The 25,313-nt window shown below is 72.6% G+C and carries 22 protein-coding genes and 1 pseudogene; 12 read left to right on the top strand and 11 right to left on the bottom strand.

Going from position 1 to position 25,313, the window contains the following annotated elements; translation table 11 throughout:
- Positions 1-156: 156 nt before the first annotated feature.
- Entirely contained in the window at positions 157-2,166 is a 2,010-nt protein-coding gene (locus ACZ3TI_RS08600; RefSeq protein ID WP_465724822.1) for an NHL repeat-containing protein, read from the top strand.
- 344 nt (positions 2,167-2,510) lie between these two features.
- Here ACZ3TI_RS08600 and ACZ3TI_RS08595 read toward each other — a convergent pair whose 3' ends face one another.
- A complete protein-coding gene (locus tag ACZ3TI_RS08595) occupies positions 2,511-2,894 on the bottom strand; it encodes a hypothetical protein (protein ID WP_465724820.1) in 384 nt (127 codons plus the stop codon).
- Positions 2,895-3,041: 147 nt separating this feature from the next.
- On the opposite strand from ACZ3TI_RS08595, the gene ACZ3TI_RS08590 reads away from it, so the two are divergent.
- From ACZ3TI_RS08590 to ACZ3TI_RS08580, 3 genes are all read left to right on the top strand, one after another.
- The gene (locus tag ACZ3TI_RS08590) at positions 3,042-3,689 is read left to right on the top strand and encodes a hypothetical protein (protein ID WP_465724818.1); all 648 of its coding nucleotides are present in this window, start codon (positions 3,042-3,044) and stop codon (positions 3,687-3,689) included.
- A gap of 143 nt (positions 3,690-3,832) precedes the next feature.
- Positions 3,833-4,480 carry a hypothetical protein gene (locus ACZ3TI_RS08585; protein WP_465724816.1) on the top strand — a complete coding sequence of 216 codons (648 nt, stop codon included), beginning with the start codon at positions 3,833-3,835 and terminating at the stop codon, positions 4,478-4,480.
- A 143-nt stretch (positions 4,481-4,623) separates the two neighbouring features.
- Positions 4,624-5,259 (top strand): hypothetical protein, encoded by a 636-nt coding sequence (locus ACZ3TI_RS08580; protein WP_465724814.1) that lies wholly within the window; start codon positions 4,624-4,626, stop codon positions 5,257-5,259.
- A 252-nt stretch (positions 5,260-5,511) separates the two neighbouring features.
- Here ACZ3TI_RS08580 and ACZ3TI_RS08575 read toward each other — a convergent pair whose 3' ends face one another.
- The 3 genes from ACZ3TI_RS08575 to ACZ3TI_RS08565 are packed head-to-tail and all read right to left on the bottom strand — an operon-like array spanning position 5,512 to position 9,196.
- Positions 5,512-5,817, bottom strand: a complete 306-nt coding sequence (locus ACZ3TI_RS08575) for a DUF7701 domain-containing protein (RefSeq protein ID WP_465724812.1) — start codon at positions 5,815-5,817, stop codon at positions 5,512-5,514.
- On the bottom strand, positions 5,814-6,347 hold the full coding sequence (locus tag ACZ3TI_RS08570; RefSeq protein ID WP_465724810.1) for a RipA family octameric membrane protein: 534 nt from the start codon (positions 6,345-6,347) through the stop codon (positions 5,814-5,816). Before ACZ3TI_RS08570 ends, ACZ3TI_RS08575 begins: the two co-directional genes overlap by 4 nt.
- Before the next feature lie 56 nt (positions 6,348-6,403).
- The gene (locus tag ACZ3TI_RS08565; RefSeq protein ID WP_465724808.1) at positions 6,404-9,196 is read right to left on the bottom strand and encodes an AfsR/SARP family transcriptional regulator; all 2,793 of its coding nucleotides are present in this window, start codon (positions 9,194-9,196) and stop codon (positions 6,404-6,406) included.
- A 351-nt stretch (positions 9,197-9,547) separates the two neighbouring features.
- Here ACZ3TI_RS08565 and ACZ3TI_RS08560 point away from each other — a divergent pair, with 351 nt between their 5' ends.
- Together ACZ3TI_RS08560 and ACZ3TI_RS08555 are read left to right on the top strand one after the other, a co-directional pair.
- On the top strand, positions 9,548-10,942 hold the full coding sequence (locus ACZ3TI_RS08560; protein WP_465724806.1) for a uracil-xanthine permease family protein: 1,395 nt from the start codon (positions 9,548-9,550) through the stop codon (positions 10,940-10,942).
- A gap of 134 nt (positions 10,943-11,076) precedes the next feature.
- On the top strand, positions 11,077-11,799 hold the full coding sequence (locus ACZ3TI_RS08555; RefSeq protein WP_465724804.1) for a heparin lyase I family protein: 723 nt from the start codon (positions 11,077-11,079) through the stop codon (positions 11,797-11,799).
- 70 nt (positions 11,800-11,869) lie between these two features.
- Here ACZ3TI_RS08555 and ACZ3TI_RS08550 read toward each other — a convergent pair whose 3' ends face one another.
- From ACZ3TI_RS08550 to ACZ3TI_RS08540, 3 genes are all read right to left on the bottom strand, one after another.
- On the bottom strand, positions 11,870-12,085 hold the full coding sequence (locus ACZ3TI_RS08550) for a DUF397 domain-containing protein (RefSeq protein WP_465724802.1): 216 nt from the start codon (positions 12,083-12,085) through the stop codon (positions 11,870-11,872).
- 132 nt (positions 12,086-12,217) lie between these two features.
- Positions 12,218-12,433 carry a DUF397 domain-containing protein gene (locus ACZ3TI_RS08545; RefSeq protein ID WP_465724800.1) on the bottom strand — a complete coding sequence of 72 codons (216 nt, stop codon included), beginning with the start codon at positions 12,431-12,433 and terminating at the stop codon, positions 12,218-12,220.
- Positions 12,430-13,257 carry a helix-turn-helix domain-containing protein gene (locus ACZ3TI_RS08540; RefSeq protein ID WP_465724798.1) on the bottom strand — a complete coding sequence of 276 codons (828 nt, stop codon included), beginning with the start codon at positions 13,255-13,257 and terminating at the stop codon, positions 12,430-12,432. Before ACZ3TI_RS08540 ends, ACZ3TI_RS08545 begins: the two co-directional genes overlap by 4 nt.
- Positions 13,258-13,388: 131 nt before the next feature.
- Here ACZ3TI_RS08540 and ACZ3TI_RS08535 point away from each other — a divergent pair, with 131 nt between their 5' ends.
- Both ACZ3TI_RS08535 and ACZ3TI_RS08530 read left to right on the top strand, forming a co-directional pair.
- The gene (locus ACZ3TI_RS08535; RefSeq protein ID WP_465724796.1) at positions 13,389-13,634 is read left to right on the top strand and encodes a hypothetical protein; all 246 of its coding nucleotides are present in this window, start codon (positions 13,389-13,391) and stop codon (positions 13,632-13,634) included.
- A gap of 47 nt (positions 13,635-13,681) precedes the next feature.
- Positions 13,682-14,191 (top strand): NUDIX domain-containing protein, encoded by a 510-nt coding sequence (locus tag ACZ3TI_RS08530; protein ID WP_465724795.1) that lies wholly within the window; start codon positions 13,682-13,684, stop codon positions 14,189-14,191.
- A 109-nt stretch (positions 14,192-14,300) separates the two neighbouring features.
- On the opposite strand, the pseudogene ACZ3TI_RS08525 reads toward ACZ3TI_RS08530, so the two are convergent.
- The 3 genes and pseudogenes from ACZ3TI_RS08525 to ACZ3TI_RS08515 all read right to left on the bottom strand — a co-directional run.
- Positions 14,301-14,369: pseudogene (locus tag ACZ3TI_RS08525) on the bottom strand (DUF397 domain-containing protein); the annotation flags it as partial.
- A gap of 19 nt (positions 14,370-14,388) precedes the next feature.
- Complete coding sequence (locus ACZ3TI_RS08520) at positions 14,389-16,047, bottom strand: PLL family lectin (protein WP_465724793.1); 1,659 nt, start codon at positions 16,045-16,047, stop codon at positions 14,389-14,391.
- 59 nt (positions 16,048-16,106) lie between these two features.
- The gene (locus tag ACZ3TI_RS08515; protein WP_465724791.1) at positions 16,107-17,792 is read right to left on the bottom strand and encodes a PLL family lectin; all 1,686 of its coding nucleotides are present in this window, start codon (positions 17,790-17,792) and stop codon (positions 16,107-16,109) included.
- 179 nt (positions 17,793-17,971) lie between these two features.
- On the opposite strand from ACZ3TI_RS08515, the gene ACZ3TI_RS08510 reads away from it, so the two are divergent.
- The gene (locus tag ACZ3TI_RS08510; RefSeq protein ID WP_465724789.1) at positions 17,972-20,779 is read left to right on the top strand and encodes an AfsR/SARP family transcriptional regulator; all 2,808 of its coding nucleotides are present in this window, start codon (positions 17,972-17,974) and stop codon (positions 20,777-20,779) included.
- A 210-nt stretch (positions 20,780-20,989) separates the two neighbouring features.
- Here the strand turns inward: ACZ3TI_RS08510 and ACZ3TI_RS08505 are convergent, their stop codons facing one another.
- Positions 20,990-21,811 carry an alpha/beta fold hydrolase gene (locus tag ACZ3TI_RS08505; RefSeq protein WP_465724787.1) on the bottom strand — a complete coding sequence of 274 codons (822 nt, stop codon included), beginning with the start codon at positions 21,809-21,811 and terminating at the stop codon, positions 20,990-20,992.
- Between the two features lie 428 nt (positions 21,812-22,239).
- Here ACZ3TI_RS08505 and ACZ3TI_RS08500 point away from each other — a divergent pair, with 428 nt between their 5' ends.
- The 3 genes from ACZ3TI_RS08500 (at position 22,240) to ACZ3TI_RS08490 (ending at position 25,265) form a co-directional block, all read left to right on the top strand.
- A complete protein-coding gene (locus ACZ3TI_RS08500) occupies positions 22,240-23,694 on the top strand; it encodes an MFS transporter (RefSeq protein ID WP_465724785.1) in 1,455 nt (484 codons plus the stop codon).
- 179 nt (positions 23,695-23,873) lie between these two features.
- Positions 23,874-24,299, top strand: coding sequence for a carboxymuconolactone decarboxylase family protein (locus ACZ3TI_RS08495; RefSeq protein WP_465724783.1), 426 nt, complete (start codon positions 23,874-23,876; stop codon positions 24,297-24,299).
- Between the two features lie 321 nt (positions 24,300-24,620).
- Positions 24,621-25,265, top strand: a complete 645-nt coding sequence (locus ACZ3TI_RS08490; RefSeq protein WP_465724781.1) for a hypothetical protein — start codon at positions 24,621-24,623, stop codon at positions 25,263-25,265.
- Positions 25,266-25,313 lie beyond the last annotated feature (48 nt).

The raw sequence follows: 25,313 nt of genomic DNA, 5'->3' as shown, positions 1-25,313 counted from the left end.
TGAGCGGGCGCCGCCTCGCCCGTACCGGGCAATTTCCGCCGCGTCCCGCGGCCGGTCGCGCGCCGGCGGCCCCCGGATGTGGCAGGCAGGAGGACGGCGGCCCCGCCCGTGGCGGGCACCCCGGCCGCCGCCCTCCTGCGACCGAACGGAGCCCCCATGCGCCGACGCCGCGGCGTCCTGCTGACCGCCGCCCTCCTGGCCCAGCTCGCCGCCGGACCCTCCCACGCGGCGACGTCCCCCGGGTGGCAGCCCACCGGCCAGTGCGGAGTGGTCCGCAGCGGCGACACTCCGCTCGGCGGCGCCCAGGTGACGCTCTACCAGGCCGGCGACGGCCAGGGCGCGGCGCCGCGGGTGCTGGCCCGCACCCGCAGCGCCGAGGACGGGCGCTTCACCCTCGACTACCGCCGCCCGCACGACCCGCACGCCGTGCTCTACGTGCTCGCCGACCTCGGGCACCCCGGCAGCCGCGCCCCGCAGGACGCGCCACCGCCCCAGGACCGACCGGACGGACCGGCCGTGCTCGCCGCCGTGCTCAGCGGCGCCGACGCCCCGCCCGAACTCGTCGTCAACGAACGCACCACCGTCGCCGTCGCCTACGCCCTGGCCCGCTTCACCGGCCCGACCGGCGTCTCCGGCACCCGCCCCGGCCTGCAGAACGCCGCCGCCATCGCCCACAACCTGACCGACACCGCCACCGGCGACATCGCCGCCCCGCTCGCCACCGAGCCCAACGGCGCCCTCACCTCGACCATGGCCGAGTTCAACACCCTGGCCAACCTCCTCGCCTCCTGCGTCACCGGCGACGCCTGCGACCAGCTGTTCGACCTGGCCCGCCGCCCCGGCCACGACCGCCCCCGCGACACCCTGCGGGCCGCCGTCGACATCGCCCACGACCCCGGCCACAACGCCGCCGCCCTCTTCGCCCTCGCCGACACCACCCCCCGCTACCGGCCCGCCCTGCCCGCCGCCCCCGACGCCTGGACCGTCGCCCTGCGCTACGACGGCAACGGCCACGAGCTCGACGGCCCCGGCAACATCGCCTTCGACACGGACGGCAACGCCTGGGTCACCAACAACTACGAGTACGGCCCCGACCCCACCGTCCCGGTCTGCGGCGGCCGCACCGTGCTCAAGTTCACCCCCACCGGCCACGACGCCCCCGGCGCGCCCTACCGCGGCGGCGGCCTGTACGGCGCCGGCTTCGGCATCACCGTCGACGCGAAGGGCAGCGCCTGGGTCGCCAACTTCGGCTTCCAGGGCAGCGGCTGCCCCATCGACCCGACCGAGCTCGAACGCAGCCTCTCCCGGTTCGCCCCCGACGGCACCCCGCTCTCCCCGCCCGATGGCTGGCGCGCCGGCGGCATCGCCCAGCCGCAGGGCATGGCCGCCGACCGCTCCGGCACCGTCTGGGCCGCCGACTGCGGCGCCGACAGCGTGACCCGGATCCCCGACGGCGACGCCACCCGCGCCCGCCAGGTCCCCACCCCCGCGCTGAGCAAGCCCTTCGGCGCCGCCGTCGACCCCGCCGGACGGCTGTGGGTCAGCGGCAACGGCAACGACAGCGTCCAGGTCCTCGCCCCCGACGGCACCCCCGAGCGGACCGTCACCGGCGGCGGCCTGCGCCGCCCGCTCGCCGTCGCCACCGACAGCAAGGGCTACGCCTGGGTCAGCAACAGCGGCATCCTGCCCGTCCCCTGCGGCAACACCACCGCGGACGACCTCGCCGCCGCCGTCGCCACCGAGGCCGGCCCGCGCCCGGGCGCCTCCGTCACCCTGATCGCCCCCGACGGCACCCCGGCCCCCGAACCCTTCACCAACGGCGGCCTGTTCCTGCCCTGGGGCGTCGCCGTCGACGGCGACGACACCGTCTGGGTCGCCAACTTCGGCGGCCACCGCGTCGCCCGGCTGTGCGGCACCGACCTCACCGCCTGCCCGCCCGGCCACCGCACCGGACAGCCCATCTCCCCGCCCGACACCGGCTACCCCAGCGACGGCCTGGAACGCAACACCGGCCTGCAGATCGACCCCTCGGGCAACGTCTGGCTGGCCAACAACTGGCGCACCGTGCCCGTCCAGACCAACCCCGGCGGCCACGAACTGGTCGTCCTGATCGGCGCCGCCGCCCCCGTCACCACCCCCCTGCTCGGCGGCCCCGCCCGGCCCTGACCGCCCCGCGCCCCCCGACGGCCCCGACCCCCACCGCGGGGCCGGGGCCGTCGGGGCGCCTACCCACCGGTACTGGAGGAAGCCGGATGTCACCACGCGGCGTGGCGATCCCCGACGTGCGCGAGCGGCTGTTCTCGGCGGCCGAGCGGGTGCTCGCCCTCGAGGGCCGGCCGGGCTGACCAACCGGGCCGTCACCGAGGAGGCGGACTGCGCGATGCCGGCGCCGGCCCTCGTGGGCACGGTCCACCACCTGCTGATGTACGGGGACCGGTAGGCCGACGGCCCGGCGCTGGTCCGCCGTCTGGTCACCGCTGGTGCCTGGCGTCTGAGCGCCCCGGGGCCCGTCAGGCGCAGTCCACGGCAGCCTGGACGATGTTGGCCTGGTGCTCCGCCTGGCGGGCCACCGGGAGCCAGGCGGGCCGGAAGCGGTGCTGGTAGCGGGCGCACCAGTCCTGCAGGAGGGCGTCGAGGCGGGCGGTGTCCGGGGCGATGCGGGCGTCGGCGGGCTCGACGGCGCGGCGCAGCAGGGCGGTGGCGCGGACCGGGATGCGGTGGGCCCACAGCTCGATGCCGGCGAGTTTGGCCCGGGTCATGAGCCCGGGGCGCAGCAGGGGGGTGTCGTCGCAGGGCAGGTGGGGTCGGGCGGTGTCGGAGAGTTCGGCGAGCGTGGGACAGCGGTCGTGGAGCAGGACGGCTTTGCCCGCGTCGGTCGAGGTGTCGGTCAGCATCCGGTTTCCCCCTGTGGTCGTCTTCTCCGGGCTCCCCCGGGGGCTCGGAGCGTACGACGGACGGGGGTGCGGGGCGGGGGTTTTCCGTAGGGCTCTGAGCTGACATATCATCCGATGATCTTGAGGGCTAGGAACGGGGAGTACGGTATGGCCGCGCACATCGGCACCACCGCACGGGGGCTGGGCATCGGCATCGCGACGATCGTGCTGGGGGGTGCGCTGAGCGCCTGCGGGTCGAGCCCGGTCTCGGGTGAACTGGCGGCCGGCGCGCAGAAGTGGGCGGACTTCCAGACCGTGCTGTCCGACAAGGTCGCGCTGAAGCAGACCCTGCCGGGCCGGGCGGCGATGCCCGGCTGGTCGGTCCACAACAACCGGGTCTCCGTCGAGGACGGCACCGACGAGGACTGCCTGGGCTGCAAGCTCGACGGCACCGCGGACTTCGAGGACGGTGTCGTCACCGCCTCGTTCCGGATCACCACATTCGGCAGCAAGGCCGAGGCCAGCGCGTACCTGGCGAAGCTGGCGGAGCACGCCGACAAGAAGAAGGGCGACGACTCGAAGGCCACCAAGTTCCCGGTGCCGACCATCGGCAACGAGACCGTCGCCTTCGGCGGCACGTACGAGAGCAGCGAGCGGAACGTCATCATGATGCGGGTGGGCACCACCGTCGCGGGTGCCATGCTCGAGGACTCGGCGGACGTGCCGAAGCTGCAGAAGCTGGCGACGATGCTCGCCCGGCGCGTCGAGCAGGCCGCCGCCGGGCAGCCCGTCGATGCCGGGCTGGACGCCGGCTGAGTTTCCCCCTGTGGTCGTCTTCTCCGGGCTCCCTCGGGGCTCGGAGCGTACGACGGACGGGGGTGCGGGGCGGGGGTTTTCCGTAGCGCTCTGAGCTGACATATCATCCGATGATCTTGAGGGCTAGGAACGGGGAATACGGTATGGCCGCGCACATCGGCGCCACCGCACGGGGGCTGGGCATCGGCATCGCGACGATCGTGCTGGGGGGTGCGCTGAGCGCCTGCGGGTCCAGTGCGGTCTCGGGTGAACTGGCCGCCGGCGCGCAGAAGTGGGCGGACTTCCAGACCGTGCTGTCCGACAAGGTCGCGCTGAAGCAGACCCTGCCGGGCCGGGCGGCGATGCCCGGCTGGTCGGTCCACAACAACCGGGTCTCCGTCGAGGACGGCACCGACGAGGACTGCCTGGGCTGCAAGCTCGACGGCACCGCGGACTTCGAGGACGGTGTCGTCACCGCCTCGTTCCGGATCACCACATTCGGCAGCAAGGCCGAGGCCAGCGCGTACCTGGCGAAGCTGGCGGAGCACGCCGACAAGAAGAAGGGCGACGACTCGAAGGCCACCAAGTTCCCGGTGCCGACCATCGGCAACGAGACCGTCGCCTTCGGCGGCACGTACGAGAGCAGCGAGCGGAACGTCATCATGATGCGGGTGGGCACCACCGTCGCGGGTGCCATGCTCGAGGACTCGGCGGACGTGCCGAAGCTGCAGAAGCTGGCGACGATGCTCGCCCGGCGCGTCGAGCAGGCCGCCGCCGGGCAGCCCGTCGATGCCGGGCTGGACGCCGGCTGAGTTTCCCCCTGTGGTCGTCTTCTCCGGGCTCCCTCGGGGCTCGGAGCGTACGACGGACGGGGGTGCGGGGCGGGGGTTTTCCGTAGCGCTCTGAGCTGACATATCATCCGATGATCTTGAGGGCTAGGAACGGGGAATACGGTATGGCCGCGCACATCGGCGCCACCGCACGGGGGCTGGGCATCGGCATCGCGACGATCGTGCTGGGGGGTGCGCTGAGCGCCTGCGGGTCCAGTGCGGTCTCGGGTGAACTGGCCGCCGGGGCACAGAAGTGGGCGGACTTCCAGACCGTCCTGACCGACAAGGTCGCGCTGAAGGACACCGTGCCCGACCGGGCGGCGATGCCCGGGTGGGAGATCCAGAAGAACGACGTCGACGTGAAGGACGGCGACGAGGACTGCCAGGGCTGCAAGGTGGAGGCCAGCTCCGAGTTCGAGGACGGCAAGGTCACCGCCACCTTCGACGTCACCACCTTCGCGACCAAGGAGCAGGCCGGCGCCTTCCTGGCGAAGACGGCGGCGGCGTTCGAGAAGAAGGCCCAGTCGCCGGCCAAGCTGGCGATGCCGACCATCGGGAACGAGACCGTCGCGTACGGCGCCACGTTCCGCAAGGGTCCGCGCAACATCGTGCTGATGCGGGTGGGCACCACCGTCGCGGGCGTCATGCTCCAGGAGTCCTCGGACATCAAGCAGTTGGAGAAGCTGGCGACGATGCTGGCCCGGCGCGTCGAGCAGACGGCCGCCGGGCAGGCCCCCACGGCCGCCCTGGACGCCGGCTGAGGCGCGGCCCCCGCGTCGGCGTCCCGCGCCCCGGTCGGCCGTCAGCGGCGGCGGCCGTCGGCGGGCGCGGGCCCGCGGGGTTCATCGGGCTCCGGCGGCGGCCGGCGCGGTGTCCGGCGCGGCGGGGCACGGACGCGGGGACACCGCCCGCCCCCGCCGGGGGCCGCCGCGCCTCGCACCCGGGCTGCGGCGGGGGTGCGCCACCGCCGCGGCCCCGGAAGCCCTGAGGCCCTGAGGCCCTGAAGACGGGCCCTATCGGGCCGTGGGGTGGTGGAGGCGGCGGGCGGCGGCGCGGATGGCGCGGGTGTAGGGGGCGTCCAGGGCGCGGGTGGGGGCGTCGAGCTCGTCGAAGGGCACCAGGGCCTGGTGGGTGTTGTCGTCGGTGGACTGGGTCCAGGCGGTCCAGGCGTTGTGGACGTCCTCGTCGGTGACCGCCTCGCCCTTGGCCTGGAGCAGGACGGCGTAGAGGCGGAAGAGGTCGTCGGAGCCCGCGGGAGGTCTCGCCTCCGTGGGCAGGCAGTCGCGGATGAGTTCGGCGATCGGGTCGAGGTGGCTCATGAGGCAAGTGTGCCGGTGACGAGGCTGCCGGTGAGCAGGATCAGGTGGGCTGCCGCGAAGACCACCGGCACGGCCCGTTCGGTGGTGCCGAGTTCGGTGTAGTGCTTGTGCCAGCGCCCGGTGCGGGTGGCGTTCCTGAGGGTGTCCCACTCGTCGGTGTAGATCCGCGCCGCGAGGTCCTCCTCCAGGGCGTTGATGACCTTGAACTTGGCGGCGTTGAGGTCCCGGTAGCTGCGCAGCTGCATCCACCAGGCGCCGGAGAGGGTGATGCCGGCCAGGGCGACGGCGGTGGGCACCCACCACGGCGACTCGGAGAGCTTGGGTATGCCGAACCCGATGAGGGTGACCAGGGCGGTCTGCACGGACAGGAAGAAGGTGTTGGCGGTGCCCCGGCGGGCCGATACGCGGTCGGCCATCTCCACGGCGAGCTTGTAGAGCTCCAGCCGTTCGCTCTGGCGGGTCGGTTCCGGCGGCACGGTCATCGCGGCTCCCTCGGTCGAGCGGAAGGCGAGGACGAGCCGTTCGGCCACGGTGCCGCCCCCCGCTGGCACTGACGGAGCGTCATCTTCCCCTGCGGGGCGGGGTTCTACCTCCGTGGCGGACCGGCCGTTGCGGTCGCCGCGGCCGTGGCGGTCACGGGTGCCGCTGCCGCCGGCGCGGTCCGCAGCGCGTGCAGGGCCGCGAGGGCGGCCGCCTCGCCGTCGCCGTACTGGTCGGCGCGGGCGGCGCGGACGGCGGCGTCGAGGTGCCGGGCGGCCTCCTCCGGGTGGCCGGTGGCGGCCAGGGCGCGCCCGTAGAGGGTCTGCAGCAGGACGCGGCGGGCGGCGGGGAAGGGGGGTTCGGCGACGGCCAGGCCGCGGGCGGCGTGGTGGGCGGCCTCCTCGGGGGCGCCGGCGGTCAGGCACTCCTGGGCGAGGTGCTGGCGGGCGAGGGCGACCAGGTCGGCGCGCCCGGCCCGCTCGGACAGGGCGAGGGCGCGCACCAGCAGGCCGCGCACCCGCGCGTTGCGGCCGTAGCGGCCGAGGGCGACGGCCAGGTTCATCAGGGCGACGGACTGCGCGGTGCCGTCCCCGGCCTGGGCGGCGAGGTCGGGGGCGCGTTCCAGGTGGACGAGGGCCTGCTCGTGGCGGCCCTCCTCCAGCAGGACCCATCCCAGCAGGGCGCGGGCGCGGGACTGGGCGGCCGGGTCGCGGTCGGCCTCGGCGGCGGCCAGGCCGTGTTCGAGCAGCGGCACCCAGCCGTCCCGGACCTGCCACACGATCAGCGGCCACTGCAGCAGGACCAGGCGCCAGGCCCGGTCGTGCAGCCCGGCCGCGACCGCCGCCTCGACGGCGCCGCGCAGGGTGTCCCGCTCGGCGGCGTACCAGGCCAGCGCGCTCTCCCGGCCCGGGAAGGGGCGCACGTCGGCGGGGCGCCGGGTGCCGGGCGGCAGGGTGCAGCAGGGCTCGCTGCCGGGTTCGGCGGCGTCGCAGGCGGCGACCAGGGTGTTCAGCAGGTGGTCGAGCAGGCGCGGCAGCACCTCGTCGTCGATGTCGCCGGGCAGGCTGCGGGCGTAGAGGCGCACCAGGTCGTGCAGGGTGTAGGCGTCCCGGCCGATCTCCACCAGCAGGTGGGCGGCGGCGAGTTGGCCGAGCGCGCCGGAGGCCTCGTCGGGGCGGCAGTCGGCGAGCGCGGCGGCGGTACGGCTGTCCAGGGTGGTGCCGGTGTGGGCGCCGAGGCGGTGGAACATCTGGCGGGCGCGCTCCGGCAGGTGCTGGACGGTGAGGGCGAGGGCGGCGGCGACGCTGGTGTCCTCCACCTCCAGGATGCCCAGCCGGCCCTGTTCGTCGGCCAGTTCGTCGGCGAGGACGGCGAGGTCGCGGGCCGGGCTGGTCGCGATGCGGGCGGCGGCCAGGCGCAGGGCGAGCGGCAGCCCGTCGCACAGGCCGGCCAGCCGCGCGGCGGCTTCGGGTTCGGCGGCGACCCGCTCGGCGCCGAGGGTGGCGCAGAGCAGGGTGACGGCCTGCGGGGGCGACAGTTCGGCGAGCGGGACGGGCCGGGCGGCGTCGGAGGCGACCAGGCCGCCGAGGCGGTCGCGGCTGGTGACCACGGTGACGCAGTCCTCGCCGTCCGGCAGCAGCGGACGGACCTGGTCGGAGCGGCGGGCGTTGTCCAGGACGATGAGCATCCTGCGCTCGGCGGTCAGCTCCCGGTAGCGGGCGGCCATCGCCTCCGGGGTGGCGGGCATCTGCTCGGCGGGCAGGCCGAGTCCGAGCAGCAGTTCGCGCAGCACCGCGGGGGTGGAGCGTTCGGGCAGCGGGCTGTGGCCGCACAGGTCGACGAACAGCCGGCCGTCGGGGAAGTCGTCCTGGCGGCGGTGGGCCCAGTACAGGGCGAGGGTGGTCTTGCCGATCCCGGCGCCGCCGGTGACGACGGCGATCGCGCCGGGGTCCGCGGTGGCCCGGTCGAGCGCGGCCAGTTCGTCCTCCCGGCCGGAGAAGCCGCGCGGACGCCGGGGGAAGGGCCAGCGCGCGGCCCGCGACGGGCGCACGGCGGAGGACGCGGGCACCGCGGGCGCGGGCGCCGGGTCGGGGACGGAGGCCAGGCCGCCAACCGTGGGCACCCGCGGCGGCGGGACCTGCGCGGGAGGCTTCGGGGCGGGGCCGCGCAGCAGCGACTCGTGGGCTTCGACGAGTTCGGGGCCGGGGTCGATGCCCAGCTCCTCGACGAGCGCCCGACGGGTGCGGTGGAACCAGTCCAGCGCCTCCGAGCGGCGCCCGGCCCGGCCGAGCGCCAGCACGAGCGCGGCGACCAGCGGCTCGCGCAGCGGGTTCACGGCGGCCTCGGCGGACAGCACGCCGGCCGCCGCGCCGTGGTCGCCGAGCCGGCCGTGGGCACGCGCCAGCTCCTCCACCGCGCCGAGCCGCAGCTCCTCCAGGGCGTGCGCGGCGCACTGCAGCGGGACGCTGGGCTCGGTCCCGGCCAGCGCCGGGCCGCGCCACAGCGCGAGCGCCTCCTCGAGCGCGGCGAGCGCCTCGGCGGTGTCGGGCGTCTGACGGGCGGAGCGGACGAGGCGTTCGAAGCGGTCGGTGTCCACCGCGAGCTCGGGCACCCGCAGCAGGTAGGCGCCGCCGTCGGTGACCAGCTCGACGCCGGTGGCGGGCGCGCCGTGGGCGGCGAGCAGCGCGCGCAGTGCGGAGACGTGGTTGTGGATGACGGTGCGTGAGTGCCGGGGCGGCTCCTCGTCCCACAGGGTCTCGGTGAGCCGCTCGACGGTGACCGGCGCGCCGGGGTTGAGCAGCAGCATGGCCAGCAGGCTGCGGCGCTTGGCGGATCCGAGCGCGAGCTCCCGGCCGTCCGCGGCCACTGCGGCCACCGAGCCCAGCAATCGGAAGTCCAAGACCCGCCCCTCATTTGATGTGACAAGCATATGACAGTAGGCGACTCGTCGATCACGGGGCGTCGCCCGGTGACGCCGGGGCGGCCGGTGGACGGCGGTCGGACCACTGTCGGGCGCCGCCGGGCCGCCGCCGGGCCGCCGCTTCTCGGTCGAGAGCTTGCACGGTGACCCGTCCCGTCCGCCAGCGGTCACGGGCAGTCAGGGACGGTGGAACGCCCGGACGGGCCCTGACCTGGGGGGATGCGGGGCCCCTGGAACGCGCGGGCGGGACGCGGGCGATTCGGTGGGACAGCGCGTCACCACGAGAATGGTGCGGTCAGTCCTTCGGAAGTACAGAAAGCGAAACCCCTCATGGATCTCGGCGTGCGCTGGAAGCTGCACGGCGACGGGCGCACGCCCGCGCCGGGGGCGGTGGTCCGCCCCGACGAACGGCTCTCCTGGCCCCGCACGGTAGGACTCGGCGCCCAGCACGTGGTCGCGATGTTCGGGGCGAGCTTCGTCGCGCCCGTGCTGATGGGGCTCGACCCGAACCTCGCGATCATGATGTCCGGCGTGGCGACCGTCATCTTCCTGCTCGCCACCCGCGGCCGGGTGCCCAGCTACCTCGGCTGCTCGCTGTCCTTCGTGGGCGTGGCGGCGGTGATCCGGGCGCAGGGCGGCACCAGCGCGACGGTGACCGGCGCGGTGTTCGTGGTGGGCGTGGCGCTGTTCCTGGTGGGCGTCGCCGTCCAGCGGTTCGGGGCGCGGATCATCCACGCGGCGATGCCGCCGATCGTCACCGGCGCGGTCGTCATGCTGATCGGCTTCAACCTGGCCCCGGTGACGGCGTCGGTGTACTGGCCGCAGGACCAGTGGACGGCGCTGCTGGTGATGCTCTTCACCGGGCTGGCCGTGGTGGGCCTGCGCGGCTTCTGGTCGCGGGTGGCGATCTTCCTGGGGCTGGTCTTCGGGTACGGGATCTCCTGGCTGTTCGACCGGGTCTTCGGGAAGATCCACTCGGTGGACGCGAGCGGCCACATGACCGACCACTGGCGCCTGGACCTGTCGGGCGTCGGCAAGGCGGACTGGGTCGGCCTGCCCACCCTGCACGGCCCGTCCTTCCAGTGGTCCGCGATCCTCGTCGCGCTGCCCGTGGTGATCGCGCTGGTCGCGGAGAACGCCGGACACGTCAAGGCCGTCGGCGAGATGACGGGCTCGAACCTGGACGACAAGCTGGGCACCGCGATCTCCGCGGACGGCGTGGCCTCCATGCTCTCCACCGCGGTCGGCGGCCCGCCGAACACCACCTACTCCGAGAACATCGGCGTCATGGCCGCGACCCGGGTCTACTCGACGGCCGCGTACTGGGCGGCGGCCGGCTTCGCGCTGCTGTTCGGCATCTGCCCGAAGTTCGGCGCCGTCGTCGCCGCGATCCCCGGCGGGGTGCTCGGCGGCATCACCGTCATCCTGTACGGGATGATCGGCCTGCTCGGCGCGCAGATCTGGACCAAGTCCGGGGTGGACCTGCGCAATCCGCTGAACCTGGTGCCGGCCGCGGCGGGCATCATCATCGGCATCGGCAACGTGACGATGAAGTTCACCGACACCTTCAGCCTCAGCGGCATCGCGCTGGGCACCCTGGTCGTCATCACCGGCTACCACGCGCTGCGGGCACTGGCACCGGCGCACCTCAAGACGCAGGAGCCGCTGCTGGACGAGGGCACCTCCTCGTACGACGAGCAGGCCGGCACCGGCACCGGCAGCTGACGGATCGTGGGAGTACCGGCGGAAGTGATCGCAGGATTACTTCCGCCGGTCGTTCCGCCTGGTTCGCGGGCCCGGCGGATGGTCGAATCGCTGCGTACGCCCACGTCGCAGCCCATTCGACCCCGGGGAGAGGCATGTCCCTTCCGTCCGACCGCCGCAAGCTCGCCTACGGGGGCGTGGCCACCGCCGTCCTCGCGCTCTCCTGGGCCACCGTGACCCCCAGCAGCGCGGCGGGCCAGGTCCTGTGGACCCCGAGCACCAGCAAGGGGGCGTCCTCCTTCGCCGCCGTGCAGTGCGCGTCGGGCAACTTCAAGGTCGTCAACGACGCCGCCAAGGGCAAGGTGTGGCGGGCGTACCAGGCCGCCGGCGAGGAGCGCTGCGAGACGCTCAGCCCGGACCTGAAGGAGGGTGACACCTTCTACCTGGGGTGGTCGTCCAAGGTGGACATCAAGGACGACAACAGCCGGTACGTCTTCCAGCTCAAGTGCTCGCCCAGCACCGACACGGCCAACCACCCGATCGAGATCGACGCCACCAACGGGCGCATCCGCCTGCAGGAGTGGGACACCGAGCACGTCTCGCACACGCTGTGGACCGCACCGACGACGAACGGCCAGTGGCACTCGTACGCGCTGAAGATCCGCCTGGGGCGGACGGACGGCACCATCGACTTCTGGTTCGACGGCAAGAAGCAGACGTTCACCACCGGCTCGGGCACCTTCAAGGGCACCACCTGGGACGGCGACCGGAACTACCTCAAGTGGGGCTCGTACCACGAGTCCACCGGTGACGCGACGAACACCTTCACCAGCCCGGTGATGGCGACGACCCTGGAGGCGGCCACCGCCGGCTCGTAAGGGACGGACGGACGGAAGAACGTCCGCAGGCCCGAACCGCATGTGGGGGCGGTCCGGGCCTGCGGCATGTTCAGACGTCGCCGAACTCGCCACTGCGGACAGCGGCGACGAACGACTCCCAGGCCGCAGAGGGGAAGAGAAGAGCGGGCCCCTGCGGGTCCTTCGAGTCACGGACCGGCATGACGTCCAGGTAGCCATCTGTAACCTCGACGCAGCCGCCCTGCCCGTTGCTGTACGTACTCTTCCGCCACCCGACACCGGCCAGATCAACTTCCAGAGCGCTCATAGACCTTCCGTGCCCTCCCCCGCTCACGCAAAACGCTCGGCTGGGAACCCCCCAGCCGAGCGCCTGGCTGACTTTCAAGGCCTGAACCCGGGCAACCGTCGACGGCCAGGGGCCGTCGATTCCAGCTGCGGCTCAGACGTCGCCGAACTCGCCACTGCGGACAGCGGAGATGAACGACTCCCACGCCTCGGCAGCGAAGACCAGGGCCGGTCCCTGCGGGTCCTTGGAATCGCGAACAGGCATCACGCCGGAGAAGCCGGGTGCCACCTCTACGCAGTTGCCCCCATTGTTGCTGTACCCGGACTTCTGCCATCTGGCGCCGGACAGGTCGAGAGCGGGGCTGATCATTCAAGGTCCTTCCGAGCAGCGCGAATCACGGCGAGCGAAGCCACTTTGGACAGCGACTCCACCTGGAGCTGATCGTAGTCACTGTCCCAGGCTTCGACTGCCCTACGCCCTCGCTCCACGATGCCACGCGCCTGCGACTCGGCATAGCCGACAATCGAGCGGTCTCGCAGGGTCAGCAGGACGATCGGCATCGTGAAGGGGACGTGCTCCCCAAGGGCGAAGGGTGCCACTTGCAGCGTGACGGTCGGAAGCTCGGCCAGGCTCTCAAGGTGTCGCAGCTGGTGGAGCATGACGTCGCGGCCCCCCACTGGACGGAGCAGGCAGCTTTCGTCCATGACGACGTGCACGGTTGGCGGCGGATCACGGCGAAGCACCTGCTGGCGCCCCATCAGGAAGTCGACCCGTTCCTTGGCTTGGGACTTGGTGATGCTGCCGCGAAGTACTGCCGCGCTTGCCAAGGCTGCCGCGTACGCCTCCGTCTGGAACAGACCGGGCACTACGTTTAATTCAAAGGTTCGGATCTTTCGGCACCGCGCCTCGGCCTCGACATACTCGTCGAATCCTTCCAGCAGGCTGGCGTTTGAGATCCGGCGCCACAGCTCGACAAACAGGCCGTCCGTCTCGAACACTCGGTCGGCCGCAACCGCGAATTTACGGGTTACAGGCTTCTTAGCCCCTTCGAGGTACGAGATCAACCCGTGGCTGTAGCCCATGCGCTCGCCAAGAGCGGCCTGAGACCAGCCCCTTGCACGACGCTGCCTGCGGAGTTCATTCCCGAAGCGCATAGCAGGGGACAGCGTTTGATCGTTTTCCTCAGGCTCCATGACTCTCCCTGCCTTGTCACTCGACAGAACCGTGAAGGTTGAAGCCTGGCGATCGTAGCGGGCGAGGCGCCACCATGGCTACATCCGGTGATTCCCCGGACGCACAGCGCAACCCATCTCATGGAGGCCCCATGCCCGACATCGACTTCCACCTCCACGAGGTGGTGCAGGACCTCACCCGCCTCAGGGACGACACCCCCTGTGAATTCGTCTTCGTGGAGGCGGCGTTCGGGAAGGCGGTGATCCGACCGCTGGGGGCGTCCACGCCCGAGCGGCGGGTCGACCTCTCCTCCATCCGGCCGCTCGAGCCGAGGGAGGTCGCGCCCGGGACCTGTGGGAAGTCGCGCCGGCGTCCGCTCGACGGGTGGCCGCTGTGACCGTCGGCTCCTCCCCGCTACGGCAATTCCTCGCATCTGGAGCAGAGTTGAGCACGACCCGCCTCACCGGCAGGCCCCCCGTCCGGCGATCCGTCCAGCAGGTCTTCGTCCTGCGCGAGGAGCCCGGGGGCTCGGGCGACCTCTTCGTCCTGCTGGTCGACTCCGCCCACCACGACGGGCTCGTCCTGCCCGGCGGCAGCGCCGAACAAAACGAGCTCCCCCACCTCGCCGCCCGCCGGCACCTCGAAACGCAGACCGGGCTCGTCCTGCCCCTGCGCACGATCCTCACGGTCGACTACACGCCGCCCGCGGCCGAACTCCCCGAGAGCCTCGACTTCGTGTACGCGGGCGGGGTGGTCACGCCCCGGCAGGCCGGGGCCGTCCGACCGCACCAGCCGCCGGCCGGCATCCGCGCCCTGCACTGGGCACCCCAGGCCAAGCTGCGCAGGGTGATGGCGGACGACCAGTACCGGCGCGTCGAGGACGCCTGGGACGCCTGGGAGCACGGCGCGGGCCTCCCCCTCCTCGTCCGGGGCGTCCCGGTCCCGGTCGGCTGACCGGGACCGGGACGCCGACGGCACTCACAGGCCCGGACCGCGAACGGCCCGGGCCTGCATGGTGGGTTTCTGCTCGGGCCTCGCCGAACTCGCCGCTACGCACAGCGGCAACGAACAGCTCCCAAACCCCGGCGGTGAAGATCAGGGCCGGCCCGTCGGGGTCCTTGGAATCGGGCATCTCACCGGCGAGCTGCGGCTCAGCTGGTCTTGAACGGCCTGTCGCCGAGGGTGTACCAGGGGGTGATGGGCTGGCCGTCGGCGGTGTAGGCCTTGGAGATCTTGCCGTCGATGCTGCCGATGCCGAAGACCTCGGCGGCGTGGTTGTCGGACTCGTAGACGGCTGACGGGGTGCCGGTGAAGGCCCACTTGGTGTTGAGGGACTCCCAGCCCTGCCAGGCGCCGGCGTTGAGGTTGTAGTCGTGGTTCATCGCGCCGTCCGTGCCGATGGCGAACAGCTCGATGGCGTTGGTCGTGGCGTTGTAGACGGCCGCCGGGCTGCTGGTGGCCTGCCACCCGTCGCCGAGGGACTCCCAGCCCTGCCACGTGGCACCGTTGAACAGGTAGGCGTGCGAGACCGCCTTGTTGGTGCCGGTGGCGAACACCTCCGTCACCTTGTTCACCGGGTTGTAGACCACCGCCGGGTTGAAGGCGGACTTGAATCCGCCGGCGACCGGGGACCACCCCTCGTAGGAGCCCCCGTCGGTGGAGTAGTTGTGGACGACGGCACTGCCGTCGTCGGTGGCGAACACCTCGGCAGTCCGGGTGTCGGGGTTGTAGACGGCGGCGGGTGTGCCGATGGCGAACTTCTTGCCGGTGTCGAGGGACTCCCAGCCGTGCCAGGCGCCGGCGTTGAAGTTGTAGTCGTGGTTCATCACGCCGTCGGCGCCGATGGCGAACACTTCGATGGCGTTGGTCGTGGCGTTGTAGACGGCGGTCGGACTGCCACCGAACTTCCATCCGTCACCGAGGGACTCCCAGCCCTGCCACGTGGCGCCGTTGAACAGGTAGGAGTGCAGCATGGCACCGTCGGAAGCGCGCTTGGCGAACACCTCCGTCACCTTGTTCACCGGGTTGTAGACCACCGCGGGGCTTCCGGCGAGCCCGGTCGAATCACCCACCAGCGGAACCCAGTCCGACCACGGCGCACCACCGGTGCTGTACGCGTGCCGCATCTGCCCCCAGGCATCCACGGCGAACGCCTCCGCCGTCTTCGTGTCCGGGTTGTAGACGCTCGCCACCTTCCCCGACACGAGCGAGGAAGCCGGCAACGGTCCCGAGGCCGGGGCGGTGCCGAGCGCGTCGACGACCTTCTGGCCGTTCGGCACCTCGGCCGCATAGCGCTCCGGGTACGCCGACACCTGGACCTTCTGGCAGACCTCGCCGATCGGCTGGGACTGCCAGCTGTTGTTGGGGTACTTCCGCAGCATCTCGTTGATGAAGGCAGTGGTCGACCAGGCCGGGTCGAGCCGCTGTTCGGTCGTGCCCCACCAGGTCTGCTGCTGGAACAGCCCGACGCTGGTTGCATCTATGACGTTCGGATTGTTCTCCAGGGCGCTCTCGACGATCGCGGTGGTCACGGCTGCGACGGCTGCACGATCCGGTAGCCCCATGCCGCGGACGGTGTTGACGATGGCCCGGGCGCAGGAGACGTTGTACGCGGACATCGAGTGGGCCAGGTTGCCGGTCGTGACGGCCGGAAGGAGCTGGGCGGCGACGGCGGCGTCCGCGGTGGTGATCGGGCCGCAGGGACGGTTCTGCGCGGCGCCGGCGGGTGTGGCGCCGATGGTGACCGCGCCCGCGAGGGTGGCGGCGGACAGGGCGAGCGCGGGCAGGGCCCGGCGTAGTCGGTGGTTCACAGGGTTCTGGCTCCTGGCTGTGGGCAGCGGAAAGGGCGGGCAGCGGGTGCCGGGCGGTGTCAGCTGGTCTTGAACGGCCTGTCGCCGAGGGTGTACCAGGGGGTGATGGGCTGGCCGTCGGCGGTGTAGGCCTTGGAGATCTTGCCGTCGATGCTGCCGATGCCGAAGACCTCGGCGGCGTGGTTGTCGGACTCGTAGACGGCTGACGGGGTGCCGGTGAAGGCCCACTTGGTGTTGAGGGACTCCCAGCCCTGCCAGGCGCCGGCGTTGAGGTTGTAGTCGTGGTTCATCGCGCCGTCCGTGCCGATGGCGAACAGCTCGATGGCGTTGGTCGTGGCGTTGTAGACGGCCGCCGGGCTGCTGGTGGCCTGCCACCCGTCGCCGAGGGACTCCCAGCCCTGCCACGTGGCACCGTTGAACAGGTAGGCGTGCGAGACCGCCTTGTTGGTGCCGGTGGCGAACACCTCCGTCACCTTGTTCACCGGGTTGTAGACCACCGCCGGGTTGAAGGCGGACTTGAATCCGCCGGCGACCGGGGACCACCCCTCGTAGGAGCCCCCGTCGGTGGAGTAGTTGTGGACGACGGCACTGCCGTCGTCGGTGGCGAACACCTCGGCAGTCCGGGTGTCGGGGTTGTAGACGGCGGCGGGTGTGCCGATGGCGAACTTCTTGCCGGTGTCGAGGGACTCCCAGCCGTGCCAGGCGCCGGCGTTGAAGTTGTAGTCGTGGTTCATCACGCCGTCGGCGCCGATGGCGAACACTTCGATGGCGTTGGTCGTGGCGTTGTAGACGGCGGTCGGACTGCCACCGAACTTCCATCCGTCACCGAGGGACTCCCAGCCCTGCCACGTGGCGCCGTTGAACAGGTAGGAGTGCAGCATGGCACCGTCGGAAGCGCGCTTGGCGAACACCTCCGTCACCTTGTTCACCGGGTTGTAGACCACCGCGGGGCTTCCGGCGAGCCCGGTCGAATCACCCACCAGCGGAACCCAGTCCGACCACGGCGCACCACCGGTGCTGTACGCGTGCCGCATCTGCCCCCAGGCATCCACGGCGAACGCCTCCGCCGTCTTCGTGTCCGGGTTGTAGACGCTCGCCACCTTCCCCGACACGAGCGAGGAAGCCGGCACCTGCGGGTTCGGCGGCGCAGGGGTGTCGTCGACGATGCTGTTGTTGCGGACCGGGGCGTAGCCGTTGCCCTTGATGTATTCGGGGAAGTACGGGTACGGGATGGTGCGGTGGTGGACGCCGGTCCCGCTGAACTCGTAGCCCACGTAGGACGTGTGCGCGGAGTTGGCCCAGCGCTCGAACAGGACGATGTGGCCGTCCTTGCCCGCGGCGTCGTTCAGCAGTGCGTCACCCGGCTTGAGGTCCTCCTTGCCGATCCCCGACGCGACTCCGCTCGGGATGAAGCTGGTGGTGTCCAGGCCGGGGGTGCCCAGCTTCCAGGCCATCGAGACGTAGCCGGAGCAGTCCTGGCGGTACCCGTCGTGGTAGGTGTACCAGCTGTAGTCCAGGCCGAGTGACACCCAGGACTGGGCCCGGGACAGGACCTCGGAGCGGCTGATCCGGGGCCCGGCCGATTGGGCCGTCAGCTGGGCGGGCGACTGGCCCTGCCCTGGTGAGGCGTACTCGACTCCCGGGCCCGGCTGGGCGTGCACCGGCAGGGATCCCAGGGTGAGCGTGGAGAGGCCCGCGGCGAGGAGGACGGATGCCGTGCGGAGGGCGGGGCTGGTGATGCGCATGGTGTGAGCTCCGGGAAGTTCGTACCTCACCGGACGGAAGGGAAGCGGGCCGCGGTGGCCCGTTCGCCCCCGACCGGACGGATGCGGTGATCGTTCCTCCGACTGCTCATGGTCATCTAATATGGTGATCACAGCGGTCCATGGCCGATGTGATTGTTCGTCACTTCGGGGGTGGTGGCATGGGAATCCGATTCGGGCTGCTCGGACCGCTTCAGGTGGAATGCGGCGGGCGGCCCCTGGAGATCACCGGCCCCAAGGTGCGCACGCTCCTGGCCGTACTCCTCGCCGCACCCGGTGAACCCGTCCGGGTCGACAGCCTGGTGGACCTGCTGTGGGACGGCGGTCCGCCCCGCACGGCGGTCTCGTCCCTCCACAACCACGTCAACCGGCTGCGGACGGCGCTGGGTTCGCACGGGCCCCGGTTGCGGTCGGTGCACGCCGGCTACCTGCTGTCCGTGGGGTCGGACGAACTCGACCTCGTCGCGTTCACCACCGCCGCCGAGCGGGTGCGCGACGCGCACGAGCGCCAGGACTGGCCGGCCGTGGCGGCGGAAGCGGGAAGGGCCCTCGCGCTGTGGCGGGGCGAGCCGTTCGGTGACATCCCGGCGCTCGCCGACTCCCCCCAGGCCACCCAGCTTCGCGAGACCCGCCTCACGCTGCTGGAGCGGACCTTCGCCGCGGGCCTGCGCACCGGCCGGCACCGGGAACTGGTCGCGGAGCTGACCGCGCTGACCGCCGAACACCCGCTCCACGAGGCGTTCCACGCCCAGCTGATGCTGGCGCTGCACGGCTGCGGCCGCACGGCGGAGGCCTTCGAGGTCCATCGGGCGCTGCGCACGGCGCTGGCCGAGGAGTTGGGCGTCGACCCGGGCGGCCTGGTGCGGGAGGCCCATCGGGAACTCCTGGCCGCGGACTCCTCACCGCACGCTCCCGGAACGGCTTCGAGCACCCCGCACCAGCTTCCCCGCCCCGCTTCCATCCTCGTCGGACGCGAACGCGAGCTGGGACAGGTGACCACCGCGCTCCGCGCGCCACGGGAGGCCGGCCCGGCGGACACCGCCGAAACCCTTCCGGTGGTCGTCGTCTACGGCATGGGCGGCCTGGGGAAGACCACCCTCGCCGTGCACGCGGCCCACCTCCTGCGGGCGGCGTACCCGGACGGACAGCTGTACGCCGATCTCAACGGCTACGGCACCGGCCCCGAACGCGAACCGCACGACATCCTGGCGCGGTTCCTCACCGACCTGGGCGTCAGCGGGCAGTGCCTGCCCGACCACCTCGACGACCGGGCCGCCCTGTACCGCGACCGCCTCGCCCGGCGCCGCGTCCTCGTGGTCCTGGACAACGCGCACGACCTCGCCCGGATCGCCCCGCTGATTCCCGGAAGCGGATCGTCCGCAGTGATCGTGACCACCCGTCGGGCGCCGTCCGGACAGTTCGACGCCGTCCGCATCCCCCTGCAGCCGCTCGGCCCGGCGAGCCGTGACCTGCTCGCCGTGGTGTGCGGCGAGCACCGGGTCGCCGCCGAGCCGGAAGCCGTCCGGCGCATCCTGACCGCCTGCGGCGGCCTGCCCCTGGCCATCCGCCTCGTCGGCGGCCGGATCGCCAACCGCCCGAGCTGGCCGCTGAGCGTGCTCGCCGACCGGCTGGAGGAAGCCCCGCGGGCGCTGGAACTGCTGGCCGCGGACGACACTTCGGTGCGCGCCGCGTTCGCCATGAGCTACCGGGCGCTCCTGGAGAGCAACAGCGCCAGGGACACGGACTCCGCCCGGGCCTTCCGCCTGCTGGGGGTGTGGCCGGGCTACCCGCTGTCCCTCGAAGCGGCCTCGGCCCTCCTGGGCGAGCAGGTCGATCGCACCCTCGACCTGCTCGACACCCTGGTCGACGCCCAGATGCTCCAATCGCACGCCCCGGGCAGCTACGTCCTCCACGACCTGGTCGCGGGCTATGCAGCCGAGCTGGCCCGCACGCAAGAACCCCCGCAGGCCCGGGAAGCCGCGCAGGACCGCCTGCTGGCCTGGTACGCCCGCGCGGTCCACCACGCCGGCAGGCTCTGCACTCCGTACTGCGGCGACCCCGAACCAGCGGACGCCCTCGCCCCCACCACCGCGCCGCTGCCCCGACTCGCTTCCCCCGCGGCCGCCCTCGCCTGGCTGCGCCGGGAGATGCCGGCCATTCGGGCGGCCGTCGACCGGGCGGGCGCCTCCACCCGGCCCCAACCTGCTTGGCAGATCGCCGGCTTGCTCACCGGATACGGGACCAGCTTCTGGTGGGAGGGCCACTGGCGTCCCCTCGTGACGCAGGCACTGGACCTCGCGCGGGAGCACGGTGTACGGCGGGCCCAGGCCCGCCTGCACCTCGCCCTCGCGACGATCTCCAGCCACAACCTGGACCATGCCGGGTGTCTGGCGCACCTGGGCACGGCGGAGGAGATCTATGCCGGCGAGGGCGTCGAATGCGGTCAGGCCATGGTGCTGCTCCTCAGGGCGCTGACCTTCCTCAGGACCGGCCGGGTCGCCGAGGGATTCACGACCGTCCGCGAGGCGATCGACCTGTTCCGGGCCGTCAACGGTCGGGACAACCCCGTGGCCCAGTTCACCCTGGCCCAGCTGCACCTGGAGGCGGGCAATGCCGAGGAGGCCGAGCGGATCTTCCGCCGGTCCCTGGAGGTGTTCCGTCGCGAGCTGCCCGGCCTGGTGCCCAAGACCCTGGGATACCTGGGCGAGTCCCTGGCAGCCCTCGACCGGCCGCAGGACGCGCTGTCGGCCCTGGCCGAGGCGCTGTCCATCGCGGAAGCACTCGGGGACCACGGCGCCGCCACGGCGGCCCTGCAGGCGACCGCCACCGTGCACGCCCGCTCCGGACAGGCCGACGCCGCCAGGGACTACCGGGCCCAGGCCCTCACCCTGGCCCGCCGGGCGGGTCTGCCTCCACGCGGCCCCGCGCGCTCCGGAAGGAGCGTGCGGGGCCGAGGGGTTGGCGTGTGATCACCCGTGGCCGCGTGCGCGTTGGACGCGAAGGAGAGCGGTAGCAGTGCTGCGACACCGGCGGCGGCGAGGAAGCGTACGGCTTTGGACATCGGCATGAGAATTCCCCCATCGTGGGCGGTTGAGGCGGGAATTCCGTGCGTGATGGCCCGGCTCCGGCAGAGCCGCGTTCGGGCACGAGGATAGGGGGATCGAATGCCGTGCGATCCGTCAAAGGTTCGATGACGGCTGAAAATGATGCTCCGGCCCTCGCCGGGCGGTGGTAAGGAAGTCCAGGACGAGCGGGCCGGCGTGGGCGCGGAACTCCTCGAAGTAAGCGTGCCGGGCGCCGGGGATCAGGTGCAGCCGGGCGCCGGGGATGCGGTCGGCGAGCAGGGGGGCGTTGGCGGCGGGGTTGAGCAGGTCGTCGCTTCCGTGGACGACCAGGGTGGGTGCGCCGATCTGCGGCAGGAGGTCCCAGGCGTCGTGCCGGTTGCTGGCCGCGAGGTGGTGGCGCCGGGCGTGGGCGGGCATGTCGGGGTCGCCGAGGGTGTGGTGCGGGCCGGGGTGGGAGTCGAGCCACCGGGGGGTGTACATCAGCTCCAGCAGGGCCTGTCGGGCGGCACCGGGCTGGGGTTGTGCCAGGGCTCGGCGGACATCGTTGCCGCGGTCGACGCCGTGCGGGCCGCCGGGTGAGGTGCAGCCGAGGACCAGGGCACCGACCCGGTGCGGGTGACGGGCCGCGAGGTGCTGGGCGACCCGTCCGCCCATGGACGTGCCGTAGACGTCGGCCCGGTCGATGCCGAGTTCGTCGAGGACGGCGATGACGTCCCGGGCGAACAGTTCGGTGCTGTACGGGGTGTCGGGCTTGTCGCTGTCCCCGGTGCCGCGGTAGTCGAGCGTGAGGGTGCTGCGGGCGGGGTGGAAGTCGGCGCGGACCGCGTCCCACCAGTGGTGGTTGTTGGCCTGGCCGGCCAGCAGGACCAGCGGCGCCCCCTGGCCCTGGAGCTGGTAGGCGATGCGGACGCCGTCCGGTGTCATCGCGTGCGTCATCGGCCTCGGCCCCCTCGTTCCCCGTGTCCGCCGTCAGGCTATCCCGCTCAGGCCCCGGGCCCAGCGCGAACGACGAACGACGAACGATGTGGCACGGGCCACACATAAGGGCCGATTGAGGGCCCCGGAGTGACCAGAGTCACGCCGCGTGCGCGATCCGGCGCCCAGGCGGCGCTCGGCCCCGGCAGGACTGGTCGAACCGTGAATCGGCACGGGCCAAGGGCCCGTCCGCTTCGGGACCTTGGTCATCGATCCGGTCGACCTTCGGCCCGGTGGTGACGGTGGCGGGCCCGGGCAACCGTGGACGGTCGCCCGGTGTGATCGGGCGGTGGCGCCGCCCGAGGTGGGCGGCGTCGTTCCCCTGCCGTCTACCCGGCGCACGGCGCGCGTGAAGAACGCGGCCGTACGCTCCGGAGGACCCCAAGCACATGTCCCAAACGATCGACAACGCCCCGTATACCGCCTTCCACCGCAGGCTGGCCCTCGCCTGCTCGGGCGGGCCGCTGCTGGACGGCTACATCCTGAGCATCGTCGGCGTCGCCCTGATCGGGATGCGCCCCGACCTCGGGCTGTCCACCGCCGAGGTCAGCCTGATCGGCGCCGCCGCCCTGGTCGGCATGTTCGTCGGCGGCGCGCTCTTCGGCGTGCTGACCGACAGGATCGGCCGGGAGGTGATGTACACCGCCGACCTGCTCGTGATGGTCGCCTGCTCGGTGGCCTCCTTCTGGGTCGACGCGGTGTGGGCGATCGCCGTGCTGCGCTTCGTGCTCGGCATGGCCGTGGCCGCCGACTACCCCATCGCCACCTCGCTGCTCGCCGAGTGGCTGCCCGCCAAGCACCGGGGCCGCCTGCTCGGCCAGCAGATCGTCGCCTGGTACGCGGGCTCGGTGCTCGCCTACGTGGTGGGCTACCTGTTCCTGGAGCTGGCAGGTCCCGGCAGCTGGCGGTGGATGCTGGCGAGTTCCACGGTGCTGTGCGCGGTCTTCCTGGTGATCCGCCGCGGCTCCCCCGAGTCGCCGCGCTGGCTCGCCGCCAACGGGCGGGTCGGCGACGCGGTGCGCGTGGTCGAGAAGCACCTCGGGGTGCGGGTCGACGGCCGCGAGCTGATGCCCGACCCGGCCGAGCGCGGCCGCCCCGCCGGGCTGCGCCTGCTGCTCACCCAGCCCTACCGGCGCCGCACCCTGTTCTGCGGCCTGTTCTTCCTCTTCCAGGTCGGCCCGCTGTTCGCGATGCTCACCTTCGGCCCGCAGATCCTCTCCTCCTTCGGCATGCCGGGCGGCACCGTCATGGAGACCCTCGGCACCGGCCTGATCAGCCTGGTCTTCCTGCTCGGCTGCTACCCGGCGCTGCGCCTGATCGACACCCGCGGCCGGCGCCCCGTCATCATCTGGTCCTTCGCCCTGATGACCGTCCCGCTGGCGCTGCTCGGCGTGTGGCCCACCGCGCCCGCCGCGATCGCCCTGCTGGCGCTGTGCGCGTACGCCTTCCTGTGCGGCGGGCCCAACGTGCTCGACTGGACGTACCCAAACGAGCTGTTCCCCACCGAGATCCGGGCCACCGCCGTGGGCGTGGCCACCTCGGTCAGCCGGATCGGCGCGGCCGTGGGCACCTACCTGCTGCCGCTGTCCCTGACCGGTCTCGGCACCGGCCCGACCATGCTCATCGCCGCCGGCACCACCGCGCTGGGCCTGCTGGTGAGCGTGCTGTGGGCCGAGGAGACCCGCGGCACCGCCCTGGGCGCAGCCCCGGCCGCAGCCGCCGCGCCGGCCGCCGGCCCGGTGCGGGCCGTCCCCGCCCAGGCCCAGGCCGTCGTCGCCGAGGGCCGCGCCGACGCCGAACTCGGCGGCGAGGTCCCCTCCCCCGTTCAGTACCACCGCGCCTGACGCCCCGACACCCCCGCCCGCCGGGCTCGGCGGGCGGACGGCGGGTGTCGGGCTTGAGTTGGAGCGCACTCCAAGTCCTACGGTTCTGCCGTGGTCCCCGCCCGCCGGGCTCGGCGGGCGGGGACCGGCCAGGACGGGACGTGGCCGCCGACAGGGGCGGCCGGGAGAGGAGCGCCACGATGAGCAGCACGGACGGGAACGACACGCAGACCCGCCAGGAGCGCTTCGAGCGCGGGCTGGAGGTGCTGGAGCGCATCGACGGCGAGGTCGGGCGCCGGGTCGTGGAGTCGCTGGACGACATCAGCCCCGAACTCGGGCACCAGATCGTCGCGTGGGGGTTCGGGGAGATCTACAACCGCCCCCAACTGGCGCCGCGCGACCGCCAGTTGGTCACCCTCGGGATGCTCACCGCGCTCGGCGGCTGCGAGCCGCAGCTGGAGGTCCACGTCAACGCCTCCCTGAACGTCGGGCTCACGCCCGAGGAGATCGTCGAGGCCCTGCTGCACTCCGCCGGCTACTGCGGCTTCCCCAAGGCCCTGAACGCCACCTTCGTCGCCAAGAAGGTGTTCGCCGAACGCGGCCTGCTGCCGGTCCGGGGCACCTGACGGCCGACCGTCATTGCTCGACAGGTGTGCGAAGCGGATGCGACAGCTGAACCACCTGGTGTCAGCGGCGGGATCGGTAGGGCTCACGGGAGCACCCCGGATCCGTGATCGCGCGTGCGCGGAGCGATTTTTCCGCCCCGGCGACGTGGCCGCCAAAGCCTCGGGGTTTCTCGGATTCCTCGCAAATCGCCGCGGGTGCAGGACGGTTCGGCATGCGGAGGCCGCGCCGCCGGTGCGCGCGGGCGGCGGGGGAACCGTCCACGGCCGGGGGGCGTCCGGGAGGGCGTACCCGAATTCCCGGACCGTCGAGGAGCCCCCGCCGTGCCCGACCGCCTGCCGCCGCCGCCGCCCGACGAGTCCTGGCTGCTGGGCGGGGTGACGGCCGTGCTGCAGGAGGGCATCGGACAGCAGCTGGGGTACTGGGTGGAGCCGGACACCGTGCTCACCCACGACGACGGGAGCGGCAACGGCTGGCGGCTGACCTGGCTGCCCGGCGGCCGGGCGGTGCTCAGCGGCTTCGACGTGGACTTCAGCACCGAGCGCGACGCGGCGGAGCTGCTGGCGGGCGCACCCGGCTGGGTGCCCGCGCCGGCGGACCGGGCCGGGTTCTGCTTCTGGTGGGAGCCGCACGCCGGGGCCTGGCGCGGCGCGCCGGAGGTACAGGATCCCGGCGCGGTCCTGACCGGCTCGACGGGGAAGGTCGAGGACCGGCTGGCCGAGTGGGTCTGGGAGCGGGTCCCGCAGGGCGAGGAGGACGAGTGGGCGTACGTCGCCGGCTTCCACCGTCGTCTGGACGAGTTGCTGGAGGCCGCCCGGGCACAGTGCCTGACGGAAAGTCAACTGACGCGTGCGATCGGCTACTTGGCCGATCGGCAGGACCTGCGGCCGGCGTCCGCCCTGGCCCTGGCCGCGCGGACCGGCTTCACCGCGGGCAGCCGCCTGCCGTGGGACGCGGTTGAGGGCTGACGCTGCCGCGCGGCCGGGCGCGGGAGGTCGGACGGGCCGACTTCCCGC

It is taken from the genome of Kitasatospora sp. NPDC023120 (assembly GCF_055560835.1).
This window is presented reverse-complemented; position numbering and strand designations above follow the sequence as displayed.